Annotated in this window: 15 protein-coding genes and 1 tRNA gene; 11 read left to right on the top strand and 5 right to left on the bottom strand. The window is 71.7% G+C overall.

All coding sequences use genetic code 11. The features are described 5' to 3' along the window. Positions 1-1,104 precede the first annotated feature (1,104 nt). A complete protein-coding gene (gene aceE / locus ACQP1P_RS39950; protein WP_433079359.1) occupies positions 1,105-3,852 on the bottom strand; it encodes a pyruvate dehydrogenase (acetyl-transferring), homodimeric type in 2,748 nt (915 codons plus the stop codon). Positions 3,853-4,131: 279 nt separating this feature from the next. On the opposite strand from aceE, the gene ACQP1P_RS39955 reads away from it, so the two are divergent. From ACQP1P_RS39955 to ACQP1P_RS39975, 5 genes are all read left to right on the top strand, one after another. Next, complete coding sequence (locus ACQP1P_RS39955; RefSeq protein WP_433079361.1) at positions 4,132-4,491, top strand: hypothetical protein; 360 nt, start codon at positions 4,132-4,134, stop codon at positions 4,489-4,491. 20 nt (positions 4,492-4,511) lie between these two features. Beyond that, positions 4,512-4,925: a YjbQ family protein gene (locus ACQP1P_RS39960; protein WP_433079363.1), complete on the top strand. Its 414-nt coding sequence runs from the start codon at positions 4,512-4,514 to the stop codon at positions 4,923-4,925. A gap of 12 nt (positions 4,926-4,937) precedes the next feature. After that, entirely contained in the window at positions 4,938-5,372 is a 435-nt protein-coding gene (locus ACQP1P_RS39965) for an NUDIX hydrolase (RefSeq protein WP_433079365.1), read from the top strand. A gap of 74 nt (positions 5,373-5,446) precedes the next feature. Next, positions 5,447-7,897 carry a transketolase C-terminal domain-containing protein gene (locus ACQP1P_RS39970; RefSeq protein WP_433079367.1) on the top strand — a complete coding sequence of 817 codons (2,451 nt, stop codon included), beginning with the start codon at positions 5,447-5,449 and terminating at the stop codon, positions 7,895-7,897. A gap of 107 nt (positions 7,898-8,004) precedes the next feature. Further along, positions 8,005-8,436: a DUF3052 domain-containing protein gene (locus ACQP1P_RS39975; protein WP_433079369.1), complete on the top strand. Its 432-nt coding sequence runs from the start codon at positions 8,005-8,007 to the stop codon at positions 8,434-8,436. 78 nt (positions 8,437-8,514) lie between these two features. Here ACQP1P_RS39975 and ACQP1P_RS39980 read toward each other — a convergent pair whose 3' ends face one another. Beyond that, positions 8,515-11,049: an Hsp70 family protein gene (locus ACQP1P_RS39980; protein ID WP_433079371.1), complete on the bottom strand. Its 2,535-nt coding sequence runs from the start codon at positions 11,047-11,049 to the stop codon at positions 8,515-8,517. A 47-nt stretch (positions 11,050-11,096) separates the two neighbouring features. Between ACQP1P_RS39980 and ACQP1P_RS39985 the strand changes: the two genes are divergently transcribed. The 6 genes from ACQP1P_RS39985 (at position 11,097) to ACQP1P_RS40010 (ending at position 14,966) form a co-directional block, all read left to right on the top strand. Then, positions 11,097-11,555 (top strand): peroxiredoxin, encoded by a 459-nt coding sequence (locus tag ACQP1P_RS39985; RefSeq protein WP_433079373.1) that lies wholly within the window; start codon positions 11,097-11,099, stop codon positions 11,553-11,555. 64 nt (positions 11,556-11,619) lie between these two features. Then, positions 11,620-11,694, top strand: a tRNA-Val gene (locus tag ACQP1P_RS39990). A 303-nt stretch (positions 11,695-11,997) separates the two neighbouring features. Further along, entirely contained in the window at positions 11,998-12,468 is a 471-nt protein-coding gene (locus ACQP1P_RS39995; RefSeq protein WP_433079375.1) for a hypothetical protein, read from the top strand. Next, on the top strand, positions 12,465-12,818 hold the full coding sequence (locus ACQP1P_RS40000) for a hypothetical protein (RefSeq protein ID WP_433079377.1): 354 nt from the start codon (positions 12,465-12,467) through the stop codon (positions 12,816-12,818). Before ACQP1P_RS39995 ends, ACQP1P_RS40000 begins: the two co-directional genes overlap by 4 nt. 327 nt (positions 12,819-13,145) lie before the next feature. Further along, positions 13,146-13,700, top strand: coding sequence for a Uma2 family endonuclease (locus ACQP1P_RS40005; RefSeq protein WP_433079379.1), 555 nt, complete (start codon positions 13,146-13,148; stop codon positions 13,698-13,700). 387 nt (positions 13,701-14,087) lie between these two features. Then, entirely contained in the window at positions 14,088-14,966 is an 879-nt protein-coding gene (locus ACQP1P_RS40010; protein ID WP_433079381.1) for a hypothetical protein, read from the top strand. A gap of 135 nt (positions 14,967-15,101) precedes the next feature. Here the strand turns inward: ACQP1P_RS40010 and ACQP1P_RS40015 are convergent, their stop codons facing one another. The 3 genes from ACQP1P_RS40015 to ACQP1P_RS40025 all read right to left on the bottom strand — a co-directional run bounded on the left by ACQP1P_RS40015 (position 15,102) and on the right by ACQP1P_RS40025 (position 17,161). Continuing rightward, on the bottom strand, positions 15,102-15,422 hold the full coding sequence (locus ACQP1P_RS40015) for a GYD domain-containing protein (RefSeq protein ID WP_433079383.1): 321 nt from the start codon (positions 15,420-15,422) through the stop codon (positions 15,102-15,104). 157 nt (positions 15,423-15,579) lie between these two features. Beyond that, positions 15,580-16,617: a hypothetical protein gene (locus ACQP1P_RS40020; RefSeq protein WP_433079385.1), complete on the bottom strand. Its 1,038-nt coding sequence runs from the start codon at positions 16,615-16,617 to the stop codon at positions 15,580-15,582. Positions 16,618-16,702: 85 nt separating this feature from the next. Next, a complete protein-coding gene (locus tag ACQP1P_RS40025) occupies positions 16,703-17,161 on the bottom strand; it encodes a winged helix-turn-helix transcriptional regulator (RefSeq protein ID WP_433079387.1) in 459 nt (152 codons plus the stop codon). Between the last annotated feature and the right edge of the window lie 3 nt (positions 17,162-17,164).

Genomic DNA, 17,164 nt, shown 5'->3' on the forward strand with positions numbered 1-17,164 from the left:
CTCCTTCGGCGGCGCGCCGGCGAGGGCCCGACGGCGGCGGCCGACCGCTACGCACCGCGACCGCGCGTTCGGCGGGAACGCACACAGCGGCGGGCGGCGAGGCCTGGCGATCTTGCGTGAACGTGGCGCACCGCGGCGGCGAGCAACTGGCGCGGCGAATGCCGGGCCGCCGGACGACTCGCACGCTCCCCGGGGCAGGGGGCCGCGCCTCGGCTCACCCCCCGCTCGGCCCGACGGTGAGCACCTGCGCAGCGGGCGTTGGGCGGCGCCCAGCTCACGGCGAGCCATCCACATTCAGTGATCAACCCATCACTGAGCGTTGTCCGCAGGCGACAGGCCGCGCACCGGCAGGCGGTCGGCACCTCGCCTGCGCGCACCGATCCAGCCGAAACGTCGCCACTCCCCCGCCGCCGGCGTTCAGGCTCCGCCGGCGGCGCGCGACCCGTGCGCACACGTCCCGCCTGGCCACACGGACTGCCGGCGAGCGCCGACGATCTTGCGTGAACGAGGCGCGCCACGACGGCCGGTGCAGGCGCGGCGGACGGCGCGCTCGAGATTCCGGCCCGACGGCCACGCCCGGGCTCGGCGCAACGGCACGCCCGCGCTTGCGTTGGCGGCACGGTCTCGCCTGGCCCGCCGGCCACCCGCGGCCCCGCCCCGCCGACGGCGCGAGCAACCGCCCGCAGCGAGCGCCGGACAGGCCCGCGGCGGGCGACAGCGACAACCTGCGCGCGACAAGCGCCCTCCCCGCAGGGCCACCCGCCGGCCGTTGTCCGACGGTCCGAAGCCCCGATGAGCCAGCAGCCCCCAGGCGCAGATCCCGCAGAAAAATCCCACGTGGCCGCGCGCGTTACGAGCGAGGCCGAGCAGCGATCACAAGGCGAAAGCGAAGCCTGCGCGATCGAAAGCGAGACGACACAAGACGAGACGAGGCGCGTCTGGCGGCGGCGTTCCGGTCTACCACCACGGTACCCGAACCCAAAAAATTGACCTTGGGCCTCGTCGCTGAGAGTAAGAATCGAGGGTCATCACGAATGCGTTGCGATTTGCGAAAGCGGCCGGGTGCTGGGAAAACACCCGGCCGCCGTGCTGGCGGAGGGACTCCTAGGAGTCACCGCCCGTTTCGCCGACCGGGGCGGCGTTCACGTCGTCGATCGCGTACTTCTTCGCCGCCTCCGCGGGAGCCGAGGCCGGGACCTCGCCGCGGCGGGCCAGCTGGCGCAGCGTCGCCACCACGATCGACTCCGCGTCCACGTGGAAGTGGCGGCGCAGGGCGTGGCGCGTGTCGGACAGGCCGAAGCCGTCGGTGCCCAGCGACGTGTAGTCGTTCGGCACCCACCGGGCGATCAGGTCCGGCACGGCGCGCATGAAGTCGCTCACCGCGATCACCGGGCCCGTCGTGTCCTGCAGGGCCCGGGTCACGTACGGCACCTGCGGCTCCTCCGCCGGGTGGAGCAGGTTGTGCTCCTCGGCGCGTACGGCGTCGCGGCGCAGCTCGGTCCACGACGTCGCCGACCACACGTCCGCCGCGACGCCCCACTCCTCGGCGAGCAGCTTCTGGGCCTTCAGCGCCCACTGCATGCCCGTGCCCGAGGCGAGGATCTGCGCCTTGGGGCCGTCCGCGGGGCCCTCGGCGGGCAGGTAGCGGTACAGGCCCCGCAGGATGCCGTCCACGTTGACGTCCGCGGGCTCGGCCGGCTGGAAGATCGGCTCGTTGTAGACGGTCAGGTAGTAGATGAGGTCCTCGGGGGCCTCGCCGTACATGCGGTTGACCGCGTTCTCGGTGATGTGCGCGATCTCGAAGGCGAACGCCGGGTCGTAGGCCACCACGGCCGGGTTCGTCGCGGCGATGAGCAGCGAGTGCCCGTCCTCGTGCTGCAGGCCCTCGCCGTTGAGCGTCGTGCGACCGGCCGTGGCGCCGAGCAGGAAGCCCCGCGACATCTGGTCGGCCGCGGCCCAGATGCCGTCGGCGGTGCGCTGGAAGCCGAACATCGAGTAGAAGATGTACACCGGGATGATCGGCTCGCCGTGCGTCGCGTAGCTGGTCGCGGCGGCGGTGAACGAGGCGATGGAGCCGGCCTCGTTGATGCCCTCGTGCAGGATCTGGCCCGAGGTCGACTCGCGGTAGGACAGGAACAGCTCGCGGTCGACCGGCGTGTAGTTCTGGCCGTGCGGCGAGTAGATCTTCGCGGTCGGGAACAGCGAGTCCATGCCGAAGGTGCGGGCCTCGTCGGGGATGACGGGCACCCAGCGCTTGCCCATGCCCTTGTCGCGCATGAGGTCCTTGAGCATGCGTACGAAGGCCATCGTGGTGGCGACCTTCTGCTTGCCCGAGCCGCGCTTGATGTCGCCGTAGACCGAGCTCTCCGGCAGCTGCAGCGGGATGTGCGTGGTGCGCCGCTCCGGCACCGAGCCGCCGAGGGCGGCGCGGCGCTCGCGCATGTACTGCATCTCCTCGGACTTGTCGTCCGGGCGGTAGTACGGCACCGCGTACGGGTTCTCGCCGATCGCGCTGTCGGGGATGTCGAGGTACAGCCGGTCCCGGAAGTCCTTGACGTCCTGCAGGGTCAGCTTCTTCATCTGGTGCGTGGCGTTGCGGCCCTCGAAGTGCGAGCCCAGCGTCCAGCCCTTGATGGTCTTGGCCAGGATGACCGTCGGCTGCCCAGTGTGCTCGGTGGCGGCCTTGTAGGCGGCGTAGAGCTTGCGGTAGTCGTGCCCGCCGCGCTTGAGGTTCCAGATCTCGTCGTCGGAGAGGTGCTCGACCATCTTGCGGGTGCGCGGGTCGCGGCCGAAGAAGTGCTCGCGGACGTAGGCGCCGGACTCGGCCTTGTACGTCTGGTAGTCACCGTCGGGCGTCACGTTCATGAGGTTGACCAGCGCGCCGTCGGTGTCGGCGGCCAGCAGCGGGTCCCACTCGCGGCCCCAGACGACCTTGATCACGTTCCAGCCGGCGCCGCGGAAGAACGCCTCGAGCTCCTGCATCACCTTGCCGTTGCCGCGGACGGGGCCGTCGAGGCGCTGCAGGTTGCAGTTGATCACGAAGGTGAGGTTGTCCAGCTCCTCGCGGGCCGCGACGCCGATGGCGCCGAGCGACTCGGGCTCGTCCATCTCGCCGTCGCCGAGGAACGCCCACACGTGCTGGCCGGACGTGTCCTTGAAACCGCGGTTGTGCAGGTACCGATTGAAGCGCGCCTGGTAGATGGCGTTGATGCCGCCGAGTCCCATCGACACCGTCGGGAACTCCCAGAAGCCCGGCATGAGCCTCGGGTGCGGGTAGCTGGGCAGGCCACCGCCGAGCCCCCGGTGCGAGAGCTCCTGGCGGAAGCCGTCGAGCTGCTCCTCGCTCAGGCGGCCCTCGAGGAAGGCGCGGGCGTACATGCCCGGCGACGCGTGGCCCTGGAAGAAGACCTGGTCGCCGCCGCCCGGGTGGTCCTTGCCGCGGAAGAAGTGGTTGAAGCCGACCTCGTAGAGGCTCGCGGCGCTGGCGAAGGTCGAGATGTGGCCACCGACGCCGACGTCGGGCCGCTGGGCCCGCTGCACCAGCATGGCGGCGTTCCAGCGGATGTAGGCCCGGATGCGCCGCTCGATGTGCTCATCGCCGGGGAACCAGGGCTCCCGCTCGGGCGCGATGGTGTTGATGTAGTCGGTCGTGGTGAGCGGCGGGACGCCGACCTGCCGTTCGCGGGCGCGCTCCAACAGGCGCAGCATCACGTACCGTGCGCGCTTCGTGCCGCGCTCGTCGATCACGCCGTCCAGCGATTCGACCCACTCGTTGGTCTCCTCGGGGTCGATGTCGGGCAGCTGGCTCGGTAGGCCGTCGCTGATCACCGGGCGCTTGCGTTCGGTGGACACAGGCGTTCCTTCTGGTAGCTAGCGACCGGGGTGGTGCTCGGCGGGACTCGTCGGGCGCTGCGACCGGTCTGGGTGGCCTCGGGGTGTGGCTCGATGGTTCATGGCCTTCTACGAGCCCTTGTCCATCCTGCCTGGCTTCGGTGCGGTCCGTCACGCCTACGGGACGCCAACTGCGACGCTCGACACGATACCGGTCGGTAACTTCTGTGGCCTGTCCCTCTTGACGCAGACGCGACATTACGAGTATCCCAGGCCCGCGGATCGGCTACCGTGCCGCCCGTGTCCGAGAATTCGTCCTGGTGGCTGCTGCTGCCGTGCGGCATCGTCACCGTGGCCCTGACCACGGCGATCGTGGTCACGGTGGTGGTCGTCTTCCGCAAGGGTCCCCGCGCGGGCGCGCACAACCGGGGCGGCGACGGCTACACGCCCGCCCCCAGCCCGCTGGATCCCACGTGGCCTTCCGGGCCGGCGGCGATGACGAGTCCCGACCCGTCCACCGGGTCGTCCTCGCACGAGCATTGGCAGAGCCACGGCCACACGATCCACCACCACGACTCCGGCTCGTCGTCGAGCTGGAGCGACTCCGGCTCGCCGGGCGGCAGCGACTCGGGCTCGTCGCACCACCACCATTCCGACTGAGCGGCTGGGAGACTGGACCGATGCGCACCGAGGTCATCACGGTCCGGACCGGCTCCCGCCCCGTCGTGCGGGACATCACGCAGGAGGCGGCGCGGTTCGCCAGCGAGGCGGCCGGCGACGGCGACGGCCTGCTCAACGTGTTCGTCCCGCACGCCACCGCGGGCGTGGCCATCATCGAGACCGGCGCCGGCAGCGACGACGACCTGCTGCGCGCCCTGGACGACCTGCTGCCGGCCGACGAGCGCTGGCAGCACCGGCACGGCTCCCCCGGCCACGGGCGCGATCACGTGATGCCGGGGTTCGTCGCGCCGTACGCCACCCTGCCGGTCGTCGGCGGCCGGATCGCGCTGGGCACCTGGCAGTCGATCTGCCTGGTGGACCCGAACGGCGACAACAGCACACGCCAGGTCCGCTTCAGCTTCGTCCGGGGATGACAGGATGAGCCGGTGATCGAGCGCCGAGTCGCCGTCGTGTTCCTGGTCGACCCCGAGGGGCGCGTGCTCATGCAGCACCGCGACCGGCGGGCCAAGGTCTCGCCGAACCAGTGGGCGATGCCCGGCGGCAAGATCGAGGACGGGGAGTCCCCGGAGGAAGCCGCCCGCCGTGAGGTGCGGGAGGAGACGGGCCTCGACGCCGGGGCGATCCAGCCGTACCTCGTGCGCACCCGCCCGTCCGTGACCACCGCCGACGGCGAGGTCGAGATGCACGTCTTCTGCGGGCCCACCGACGCCCGCCAGGAGGACATCGTGCTGGGTGAGGGCCAGGCCATGGTGTTCCTCACACCCGAGGAGGCGCTCGAGCGCGACCTGGGGGTGACCGCGGCGCTGCTGCTGCCCGGGTTCCTGGCCTCGCCGCAGTACCGGGCGCTGGCCGAGCGGTAGTCCGCGGGTCGTCCGGACGGCCGGAATCTCCCGGTACACCTGCTGTGGGTGGCATCAGATGACCGTTTTCGGCCATGCTGTCGAGCGTGACCACCCCTCAGGATCTCGACGAGCGGTTCCGTGCCGAGCTCGCCGGGCTCGTCGCCGCGACCGGTGCGCGGGACCTCGACGAGCCCGTCCGCGAGGACACCGCGCTGACCGGCGAGCAGGCCCGAGCGCTCTACGACGCCCAGTCGACGAGCCGCCACCTGGACCTGGCCGCGCGCTGGCTGCGCAGCTTCGACGCGGGGTACTACACCATCGGATCGGCCGGGCACGAGGGGAACGCCGCCGTGGCCGCCGCGCTGCGGGCGACCGACCCGGCGCTGCTGCACTACCGCTCGGGCGGGTTCTACTGCATGCGCGCGGCCCAGGTGGCCGGCAGCGACCCGATCCGCGACGTGCTGCGCGGCGTCGTCGCCTCGGCCCGGGAGCCGATCGCCGGCGGCCGGCACAAGGTGTTCGGCCACGCCGATTTGCACGTGGTGCCGACGACGTCGACGATCGCCTCGCACCTGCCGCGGGCGGTCGGGGTGGCGTACGCGCTGGGCCGCGGCAAGCGCCTGAGCCCGCCCGGCGGCGGGCACGGCTGGCCGGCCGACGCGATCGCCGTGTGCTCCTTCGGTGACGCGTCCATCAACCACGCGGCCGCCACCGCCGCGTTCAACACCGCCGGCTGGTGCGACCACATCGGGCTGAAGCTGCCGCTGCTATTCGTCTGCGAGGACAACGGGCTGGGCATCAGCGTGCGCTCGCCCGAGGGCTGGGTGGCCGCGGCGCTGAGCAGCCGGCCGGGCCTGCGGTACTACGCGGCCGACGGCTGCGACGCGGCCGAAACCTACGACCGGGCGGCGGAGGCGGCGGCGTGGGTGCGGCGGTACCGCCGCCCGGCCGTGCTGCACCTGAGCACCATCCGGCTGATGGGCCACGCCGGCGCCGACGCGGAGATGGCCTACCGCTCCTCCGTGGAGATCTCCGCCGACCTGGCCCGCGACCCGCTCGTGCACACGGCGCGGATGCTGGCCGAGGCGGGCGTGGCCACCCCGGCGGAGCTGATGACCCGCTACGACGAGATCGGCTGGGAGGTGCGCCGCGTCGCCGAGGAGGTGCTCGGCGAGCCGAAGCTGGCCTCCGCCAACGAGGTCACCGCCCCGCTGGCCCCGCGCCGGCCGGTGCGGGTCTCCCGGGCCGTCGCCGACGCCGCCGCGCACCTGGGCGCCGACGAGCCCCTCGGGGAGCCGCACGAGGAGCCGGAGGAGGAGGACCGGGAGCTCGACGACGACCTCGAGTTCGCCGAGCTCTCCGCGGCCGCCGACGACGGGGACTGGCCCGAGCCGGAGCCGACGCCCGCGCCGGCCACCATCCGGCCGGTCTCCGGGACCCCGCGCAGCACCGGCAACGGCCATCCGGCGAGCCGCCTCGCCGCGTTCGGCGGGAAGCTGCCGGAGAAGGGCGGGCCGCTGACCCTCGCCCAGACCATCAACGCCACGCTGACGGACGCGATGCTGGCGTACCCGCAGATGGTCGTCTACGGCGAGGACGTGGCGGCCAAGGGCGGCGTCTACGGGGTCACCAAGGGGCTGCGGGACCGCTTCGGCGCGACCCGGGTGTTCGACACGCTGCTGGACGAGACGAGCATCCTGGGCCTCGGGCTCGGCGCCGGTCTGGCCGGGATGCTGCCGGTGCCGGAGATCCAGTACCTCGCCTACCTGCACAACGCCGAGGACCAGCTGCGGGGCGAGGCGGCCACGATGCAGTTCTTCTCGCAGGGGGCCTTCCACAACCCGATGGTGGTGCGGGTCGCGGGCCTGGCCTACCAGCTCGGCTTCGGCGGGCACTTCCACAACGACAACGCCCTCGCGGTGCTGCGCGACATCCCGGGCCTGGTGGTGGCCGCGCCGGCGCGGGCCGAGGACGCGGCCGCGATGCTGCGCACCTGCCTGGCCAGCGCGGTCGTCGACGGCAGCGTGTGCGTGTTCCTGGAGCCGATCGCGCTGTACCACACCCGCGACCTGCACAACGAGAGCGACAACTGGTGGCTCGCGGACTACGCCCCGCCCAGCGAGTGGTCGGCGCTGCACGTGCCGATCGGGCGGGCCCGGGCGTACAGCACCGGCCCCAACGACGACCTGACCATCATCACCTTCGGCAACGGGGTGCGCCTGTCGCTGCGGGCCGCCGCCCGGCTCGCGGCCGAGGGCGTCGCCTGCCGGGTCGTCGACCTGCGCTGGCTGTCGCCGCTGCCGGTGGGTGACATCATCAAGAACGCCTCCGACACCGGCCGGGTCCTCGTCGTCGACGAGACGCGACGCTCGGGCGGGGTCGGCGAGGGCGTCATCGCCGCGCTCGTGGACGCCGGATATGTCGGAGTGGCCCGCCGGGTGGCCGCCGTGGACTCGTTCGTGCCGCTCGGACCGGCCGCCAACCACGTGCTCGTCTCCGAGGAACAGATCGTCCAGGGCGCGAGATCGCTGCTGGCCCGGTAACTTGGACCGATAGTTTTTCGATCGCATCGGTGCGCCACTTGCGTTGACGGCCCGTACTGTGTGGACTACGCGCTAACAGTGGTTGTTGCGACAGGAGGCAGTGGACAGTGAACGCGACCGCGGGTCAGGCCGAGGTGAAGAGCCTGGCGGACCGGTTCGGAGTCGAACCGGGCATGGTCGTTATGGAGATGGGGTACGACGACGACGTCGACCAGGATCTCCGCGACGTCCTGATCGACCGGTGCGGGGAGCTGGTTGACGAGGAGACCGACGAGGTCGTCGACGTGGTGCTGCTGTGGTGGCGCGACGACGACGGCGACCTGGTCGAGACGCTCATCGACGCCCTCGGCCCGCTGGCGGACAACGGCGTGGTGTGGCTGCTGACGCCGAAGGCCGGCCGCCCCGGGCACGTCGAGCCGAGCGATATCAACGAGTCGGCGCCCACCGCCGGGTTGCAGCAGACCTCGACGGTCAACGCGGGCAAGGACTGGACCGCGGCCCGGCTGGTCGCGCCCCGCGCCGCCCGCTCGCGCCGGTGAGCTCGCCCCCCGGCGAGCTCGTGCTTTAGGCTTTCGGGCCGCGCCAGTCATCCGGCGCGGCCATCTTTCGTGGCGAAGTCACGCCGTTGGCTGCGGCGTGACCTTCTTCGAGGCCGGCGTCGAGGGCTGCTTGGAGCCCCAGCCCGAGCTCGACGTCGACGGCTGCGGGTTCTTCGTCCGGGTGGTGGTCGGCCCGCTGCCCGGCTGCCAGTCCTCCGGCATAAACACGCGCACCTGGGTGAACGACGCGTCGGCGTTCTTGCCCGACAGGGTGAACGCGCCGAGGTCCACCTTCCCCGAGTGGATCTGCTCGTCCGTGACCGGCCCGAACCGCACGCCGTTGACGAAGGCGTTGAGCTCGGTCCCCTCGATCTTGAACGCCAGGTAGGGGTCCCCGACGCCCTGCTGCGGCTGGAACGCCCACTCCTTGATCAGGTCCTTGGGGCCGGGCAGGTCGTTGTGCAGCTTGTAGAGGCGCACGTGGTCGTCGTCGCACAGGCCCAGCGTGTAGCCGTAGTCGCCGGTCCGCAGCCACATGCCCGCGCAGCCCGCGGTCAGCTTGACCTTGGCCTCGATGCTGCCGTCGTTCATCGGCACGTCCAGCGGCGGCTTCAGGGTGCAGCCGGTCAGGCCGGGCGCGGTGTCGGTGGTGACCCGCAGCCGCCCGCCGCCGGTGTCGCAGCGGCCGCCCTCCGACTCCTGCTGGGACTTCCAGAGCGTGTCCACGGCGCCGAAGCCCTGGTCGCGCCAGCCGTTGGGCACCCAGCTGGGCTCGTCTTCGCGGGTGTACTGCGGGATCTGCGCGACACCGTCGCCGGAGGCGCCCGCGTCCGGGCTGTACGACGAGTTGCCCGCCGCCTGGTCGTTGCCCGAGCCGCGGTTCTGGAACACCACGTAGCCGGCCAGGGCCAGCGCGACGACCAGGATGCCGATCAGCAGCGGGACGGCCCAGTTGCGCCCGCGGGACGGGGGCGGCGGGGCCTCCTCGCGCGGCGGCGGGGCGTAGACGGCGGGCTGGGCGGCGGGTGAGACGTACGCCTGCGGGGGCGGGGGCTGCGGCACCGGGCGGACCGGCGGGCGCAGCCGTTGCGTGGACTCGGCATCGGTACCGTGCGCCGCCCCGGCGTTCGGGTGTGCCTGGTGGTGCTGCTGGTGCTGTTGGTGCTGCTGGTACTGGGGGCGCTGCGGGACGGTCGGGTAGGCGTTCGGGGGCTGCTGGAACGCCGCGGGGCTGACGGGCACGCCGCTGACAGGCATGCCGCTGACGGGGGCCGGGGCGCCGCTCACGGGCATGGGCGCGCCGCTGACCGGCATCGGGGCGCCGCTCACGGGGGTCTGCTGGAACGCCGCGGGGCTGACGGGGACTCCGCTGACCGGGGCCTGCGCCTGGGGCTGGGCCTGCGGCTGGGGCTGGGCCTGCGGCTGCGGTTGCGGCTGGGGCTGGGCCTGGGGCGACTGCTGGGGGTTTTGTGGCGTCTGCCCGGATTGCGCGGGCCACATGACGGCGCCGGGGTTCTGGTTCGGCGCCGGGGTCGCCGCGTTGGACACGTTCACCCAGGCGCGCAGGCTGCCCTCGGCGACGACGAGCTCCGGCTGCTCGATGACGGTCGGGGCCACGCCGAGCTCACGCTGCAGCAGGGTGGCGACGAGCGGCACGCGGCTGGAGCCGCCGACCAGGAACAGGCCGGCCAGCTTGTCCTTGTCCATCTTGGCCCAGCGCATGACGGCCCCGGTGGTGCGGACCGTCTGCTCGAGCATCGAGCGGGCCTTGTCCTCGAACTGCTCCCGCGTGATGCTGACGTCGGCGGCCGCGATCGGCACGTGCAGCGCCGCGCTCGCCGAGCGCGACAGCATCTCCTTGGCGATCCGCGCGTCGTCCCACAGCATGCGGCGGTGGCGGCGGTCCTCGGTGCTCTGCGGGTTGTCCAGCCGCGCCCACACCTCGGGGTTCTCGATCTGCCCGCGCGCGTGCTCCACGACGAGGGCGTCGAGGTCGAGCCCGCCGAGGTCGTCGATCCCGTCGACGGCGCGGACGTCGAAGCCCTCCCCGGACCGGCTCACCAGGCTGGCGTCGAAGGTCCCGCCGCCGAAGTCGTAGACGAGGAGGCCCTGGTCGCCGGTGAGGGGCTTCTGCAGTACACCCGCGAAATAATGGGCGGCGGCGACCGGCTCGGGCATGAGCGCCGGCTGGGGCAGCCCGGCGAGCTTCGCGCCCTCGACGAGCGCGAGCCGCCGCGACACGCCCCACGCGGCCGGGTGCGTGAGGGTGAGCTCGGCCACCGGCCCGCCCGCGACCCGCACCGCCTCGGTCTTGACGTGCCCGAGCACCGCCCCGATGAGCGTCGGCACCGTCAGCTCGCGATCGCCGAGCAGCACGCTGCCGTCGTCGATGCGGCGCTTGGGGCTGCCCTCGAACCGCGACGGGTCGACGCGCGCGGCGTGCACCGCGTCCCGCCCGACCAGCAACGCCCCGTCGGTCTGGGCGTAGACGGCGGACGGCAGCAGCGGCGAGCCGTCGAACAGCAACGGGCGCACCCTCCCGTCCGGCCACGCCAGAAGCGCGACGGTGTGGGAGGTCCCGAAATCGATGCCGAGCCGCGGCCCTGCTGCCATGCGGGCGAGTGTAGGCCCCCGGTACGACAGCTGGCATATTCGAGGGTATGACAGTGGATGTCGGAGATCCGGCACCGGACTTCACGCTGCGGGACCAGAACAACCAGGAGGTCAAGCTGACCTCGTACCGCTCCTGGAAGGCGGTGCTGCTGGTCTTCTACCCGCTCGCGTTCACCGGCACGTGCCAGGGCGAGCTCGGCGCCCTGCAATCCTCCCTGGCCGACTTCCGCAACGACCGCGTCGAGGTCCTGACCGTGAGCGTGGACTCGCCGTACGTCCACAAGGTCTGGGCGGAGCGCGAGGGCTACACCTTCCCGATGCTGTCGGACTTCTGGCCCCACGGCGCGGTCGCCTCGGCGTACGGCGTGCTGAACACGGCCAGGGGCTACGCCGACCGCGGCACGTTCCTCATCGACCCGGACGGAGTGATCGCCTTCACTGAACACGTGTCGGCGGGCCGGTCACGCGACATCGAGGTGTGGCGCTCGGCGATCGCGGCGCTGTGACCGGCTGGGGCTGCTGGGCAGTGTTCGGTACCATCTGGGTACCCGTCCTCCGGTGTGAGGACCGGGGCGCGTAGCTCAGTGGAAGAGCACCCGCCTTACAAGCGGGGGGTCGTTGGTTCGAACCCAACCGTGCCCACCAGCACGAACACGCGGCCGGAGGCCGTCCTTTCGGCAACCATACGGGCAACGGGACCAGGTCGAGTGGACCCCTTGCCGGCGTCAGGACGTTTCGGGCGATGGTCTGGCCGCAGCGCTCCGGCCCCGGTGAGGCGGCGGCGGAGAGTCCGGTGCGTACAGGTTCAATGGCCTGGTGACGGTCCACGGCCTCCGGCTCGGGTAATGCCAGCGGCCGATGACCGTACACCGTCATGACCTGCCCACGTCCGGGCGGACCGGCGGCTGAAGCTGGCAGTACACGGCAGTTCTGAAGTAGTGTTGATATGTGACCGCCGCGCCGTTGGAGTCAGTGCCCTTCTCCGAGCTGCTGCGTCAGCCGGCCGAGACGACCGACCGTCTGACCCGCACCCGCGCGGTACGTCTGCGGCGACGTGACGCCGCAGACCTCGTGTTGATGTCGGCCGAACGCGCCGAAGCGGAGGCCGAGGTGATCGATGTAACCTCGCGTCTGCTCGCCGGGGTCGCGCGCCGCGAGCCGGGTCTCCTACGCGAGGTGCTCCCGAACGCGCTGCCCTGGGTACGCTTCCTGCCCGCAACCGATATCGACGACATGGCGGCGGAACTCGTTTCGACCACAGAGGCGGCTGCGGCAATCGGCAACACCGCGGCAGTGTCGCAGTGTCTCGTCGAGTGGCGGCACACCGCCGAGATTCACGCCGATCCCGACCTGTACCGAGCACTGACGACACAGCCCCTCGACGACTTCGGACCGGTGACCCGGCCGGAGGAGCAGTGAGCGCCAAACGCGGCGACCGAGCAGCCCCACCGCCGCGCACGGGGGGCTACGCCCTGCGCTTCGCCTCCAACGACGCCGCGAAAGGCTGGGAGGACCTCTGTCGGCAAGCTGCCGCAAACACTCGCACGGCGTTCGACGCGATCGAAGCCGACCCGTGTCCCGCTGTGCCCACCGCGCGACAGCACCCGCTCAAAGGCGGCCTCTCCACCGACACGTACGGCGGGAAAACCCTGGCTCAGTGGCAGTACGAAGTCACGGCCGGCGGCCGAGTCTGGTACCTGGTCGACCACGAGACCCGGACGTGCTGGATCAAGCATGCCGGCACCGGCCATCCGAAGGCGACGGACTGACGCCGCGCCGGGAGGCTCCGGGAGCGGGCACCGGACAAGCCGAACGGCAACGCTTACGGCAACCGCCCTGAACGCGTCCGGTCGCCCGCGGTCCGCCCCGAACGGTTCCCGCACGCCAGCGACGCACACGGACAGCGCCGGACGGGACAAGCAGAACTTACAAGCGAGGGGTCGTTGGTTCGAACCCAACCGTGCCCACCAGCACAAACACGCCCCGCGTGAGCTGGCCCTTACGGCAACCGTCCGACAACGACTTGACTCAGCCGGCGCGGGTCAGGTGCGTCCGGTTAGGGCCGACACCGGGGCGGCGCCGATAGGATGGCCGCCATGAGCGCAGGAAGCGTCGGTCGGCACATGCCCTCCGTCATCACGCTCGACGACCTTGCCGCGATGATCGCCGAGGACCCGCACGGGCATCGGTATGAGATCAGCCCCGAGGGAGCGCTGTCGGTCATGCCGCCGCCCGACTCCGAGCACGCCGCGATCGCCAGCCGTTTGCTGGTCTGGCTCGCCGTCGCCGGCTGGCCTGCCGAGCAGGTCCTTCAGGCGGCCGGCATCCGCATCAGCGGGCCCACCGGCGAAGGCGCCCGCATTCCGGACCTGACCCTCTGGTCCAAGCCGCAACCGCGCAGCGTCTGGCTTGCCCTCACCGATTTGTTGCTCGTCGTCGAGATCGTGTCTCCGGGCTCGGAGGCGATGGACGAGATGGTCAAGCGGCACGAGTACGCGGCGGCCGGCATCCCTCGGTACTGGGTGGTCGATCGGGATGCCGCGCTGACCGTCACGCTGCACCAGCTCGGCCGGTCGGGCGAGTACGAGGTGGCCACCAAGATGCCGCTGGCCTGGCTGCTGAACACGGCACCGGCGGATCACCTGGGCTGAAGACGCCGACGTCGCCGCGGCCAACTCCGCCTGACACCGGCAACATGTCGGCTGCCCTACATCCTCCGTCAGGCCGTGCCTTCTTACGGCAACCGTCGCGACCTACCGAGGACGGCCCGGAACCACCGGTGAATCGTCTCCACACACGACGGACCCGAACGGACCGCGACGGACGGAACGGGCAGAACTTACGAGCGCCCCAGGTCCCCGACCGGCATCGCCGTGCCCTGCGCCGAGGCCGTGGCTCGGCGTACGGCCGCCCGGATGTACGTCGAAGCGGTCGTTCGCGCCCGTACGAGCAGCAGGTGACGTCCGGCAGGTGAGGCGCACGGCAACGGCAATACCGCCTCACCGGCCGGGCACGACACCAACCCCCGGGCATTTCCCGTGCAGTACCTTGTCCGTGGGCCCGTTCCCCGAGGCGAGGAGAGCGCCGGCGCCGGGCCGGTCAACTCGGTCGATCGGCTGCCGAGCGCGGTTCAGCATGCACAGGTAAAGCGCGCCTCATCGCGCGCAATTGCGTGCTGCTCCCGTTTCCCGCATCCCCCCACCACCAAGGTGGGTCGATCCCGCCTGCTCATTTCCCAACAGACCCGACACAACAGTTCGACACACAGGGAGGCCGACATGAACAAGCACATCAAACGCGCCGCCATCGTCCTGGGCGCCGCAGGAATGATCGTCGCGGGCGGCGGGGCGGCAGCCGTCGCCACCAGCGCCAAACACACCAGGATCCACTTTCAGATGGTCCGGTCCGCGAACTCGGTGAATACGGACTGCCTGCCCAAGGCCAAGGCCGATGTCACCGTCCAGTCGAGGGGGCAGGTCGAGGTGATGACGATCGCGGCGAGCGGCCTGCCGAAGAACACCGGCTTCGACCTGTTCGTCATCCAAGTGCCGAACGCGCCGTTCGGCATGTCCTGGTACCAGGGTGACCTGAACACGAACCAGTGGGGCGTGGCCGCCGGCACGTTCGTCGGCCGGTTCAGCATCGAGACGTTCAGCGTGGCGCCCGGCACCGCCCCGGCGCCGGTGGTGCACACCTCGCCGATCGCGGACGCCTCGTCGAACCCGACGACGGCCCCGGTCCACCAGTACCACCTCGGGCTGTGGTTCAACTCGCCGGAGGATGCGGTCGCCGCCGGCTGCTCGAAGGACCCGAAGGCTGTGACGCCGTTCAACGGCGACCACACCGCGGGGCCGCAGGTGTTGAGCACGAGGAACTTCCCGGACGCTGAAGGCCCGCTGCGCAGCCTGCAGCCGTAACATCCGCGCGGCTACGGCCCGTTGTTGGGGCCGCCCACGGGGGCTCGTCGTCGTGGGCGGCCGGCCGCGGGGTGACGGAGGAGCCGAACGGCCGGGGCTCCGCCGCCGGAGGGCTGTGGATACAGCGTGGGTCGATCAGGCGCCGGGTGCGCGGAAGTCGACGGTCTGCCGGACCGCCTGGTCGACCTCGTCGGGGCTGAGCAGCGCCACGGTCTTGGTGGTCGCCCCGCCGGACGCGCCGATCGTGAGCGCGACGGCGGCGGCCGCCTTGTTGTCGGGCAGCTCGCAGATGCAAACCGTGTCTCGCTCGCCGAAGCTGAAGTCGAAGGACTCCAGGTGTCCGCCGACGCTTTCGGCCGTCTTGCGGGCCGCGTCGACGCGGCCGCTGCCGCCGTCCTTCATGAGCCCGCGGAGTCCGTCGTACGAGTAGGTCGCCTCGATGAGGTATCTGGGCATGGTGATCACCCCCTTCCACCCGAGCCTAGCCGCGGGGTGGCCCGCGGCAGGACCGCTCCATCGGGTGGTCCTGCCGCGGGCGAGCCGGGGGTGCACAGCTGCGTGATCCGTCCGGCTCCGAGCGGGCGCGACCGGAGACGGGGTGGGCGGGCGAGGGTCAGGCCGTGGGCAGCTTGCCGAGGATCGTCTTGACCTCGTCGATCGCCTTCGGCTTGAGCTGGTCCTTCGGGACGAAGGCGGTTCCGAAGGTCACCAGGCTCACCGAGAGGTACAGGTTGCTGTCCACCACGCGGATCGTGTAGTCGCTCGTCTTCGAGCCGATGTCCCAGTCACGGTTGGTGCCGTAGGAGCGCTCGCCCAGGTCCGTCAGGTCGGCGTCGAAGTAGCGCGACTTGTCCAGGTCGTAGCCGGAGTCGAAGTACTGCTTCGCCTCCTTCGTCGTGGTGTAGACCTGCGTCTTGATGCCGAACGTGACCTTCATGCCCGAGGAGGTGCGCAGGTCGAAGTCGCAGTCGGAGCGGGCGATGCCGCCGGTGTTGCGCACGTTCGGCGTCGCCTTCTCCTTCTTCGACGCGTAGCCGCCCAGCGCGGTCAGGTCCATCGAGCACAGGTCGCCGGGGGCGCCGTACTTGCCCGGGCCCGCCGGGGCGGAGCTGGTCTTCAGCGGGCGGTCGGTCGGCAGGCCGGGGGCCGCGGGGCCGGTCGTGGCCTTCGTCGGGCCGCCGTCGGCGGTCACGGGGGTCACCGGGTCGTCGCCGCCGACGAGCTTGGTCACGACGAGCACGCCGCCGATCACGGCCAGCACCAGGACGCCCGCGATCACGCCGATCAGCGGCCAGGGGGTCGAGCCGCGAGGGGCGGGCGGCGGCTGCCAGCCCTGCGTCGGCGGGGCCTGCTGCCAGCCGGGGGCCGGCGGCGGCTGCTGCCAGCCCTGTGGGGCCGGGGCCTGCTGCCAGGTCTGCGTCTGGGGCGGGGGCGGCGGCTGCGGCGGGTAGCCCGCGGGCGGCGGCTGCGGCGGGTAGCCGGCGGGCGGCTGCGGGTACTGCGGCCCGTACTGCGGCGGATAGCCGGGCGAGACCGGCTGACCCGGGCCGGGCGAAGCCGGGAAAGCGCCGGTCGGCGGGGGCCCCGGCGGCGCGGGAGGGCCGCCGAAATATTGGCCGCCGTTGGGGTCGCCGGTCGGTGGATAGGTCACGAAGTCCGACCATAGTCGATGTCTTCGGTCCATATCGTCCCGTCAAGGGCACGCGAAGGTAACGAGCCGGGCGCGCGGGCGGTGCCTACGGCGCGGACGCTCCCGGGCCGGGCAGGACGTCCACGTCGGTGGCGTGCATGGGCCGGCCGCAGGCCGAGCACACGGGCTCGACGTGGGCGATCTCGCCGCAGGCGTGGTGGCGGTACAGCACCGGCGGCCCCGCCTCCCCCGCGGTCCACCGGTCGCCCCAGCGCACCATGACCGTCAGCAGGTCGCAGAGCTCGGCGCCCTTGGTGGTCAGCACGTACTCGTGGCGGGGCGGCCGGTCGCAGTACGCGCGCCGCTCCAGCACGCCCTGCTCGACCAGCCACGTCAGGCGCTGGGTCAGCACCTTGCGGGAGATGCCCAGGTCGCTCTGCAGCTGCTCGAAGCGGGTGATGCCCACGTACACGTCGCGCAGGATCAGCGGCGACCACGGCTCGCCGATCACGTCCAGGGTGCGCGCGATGGAGCAGGCCATGTCCGAGAACTGGGTGCGTTGCATGAG

The organism is Dactylosporangium sp. CA-052675 (assembly GCF_050947935.1).
Taxonomy (GTDB): domain Bacteria; phylum Actinomycetota; class Actinomycetes; order Mycobacteriales; family Micromonosporaceae; genus Dactylosporangium.

What these genes read in the sequence shown, in the direction of transcription:
- ACQP1P_RS40025 (WP_433079387.1), bottom strand. Translation starts at nt 17,161, where the DNA reads ATGCAACGCACCCAGTTCTCGGACATGGCCTGCTCCATCGCGCGCACC.
- ACQP1P_RS40015 (WP_433079383.1), bottom strand. Translation starts at nt 15,422, where the DNA reads ATGCCCAGATACCTCATCGAGGCGACCTACTCGTACGACGGACTCCGC.
- ACQP1P_RS39960 (WP_433079363.1), top strand. Translation starts at nt 4,512, where the DNA reads ATGCGCACCGAGGTCATCACGGTCCGGACCGGCTCCCGCCCCGTCGTG.
- ACQP1P_RS39970 (WP_433079367.1), top strand. Translation starts at nt 5,447, where the DNA reads ATGCTGTCGAGCGTGACCACCCCTCAGGATCTCGACGAGCGGTTCCGT.
- ACQP1P_RS40005 (WP_433079379.1), top strand. Translation starts at nt 13,146, where the DNA reads ATGAGCGCAGGAAGCGTCGGTCGGCACATGCCCTCCGTCATCACGCTC.
- ACQP1P_RS39985 (WP_433079373.1), top strand. Translation starts at nt 11,097, where the DNA reads ATGACAGTGGATGTCGGAGATCCGGCACCGGACTTCACGCTGCGGGAC.
- ACQP1P_RS39980 (WP_433079371.1), bottom strand. Translation starts at nt 11,049, where the DNA reads ATGGCAGCAGGGCCGCGGCTCGGCATCGATTTCGGGACCTCCCACACC.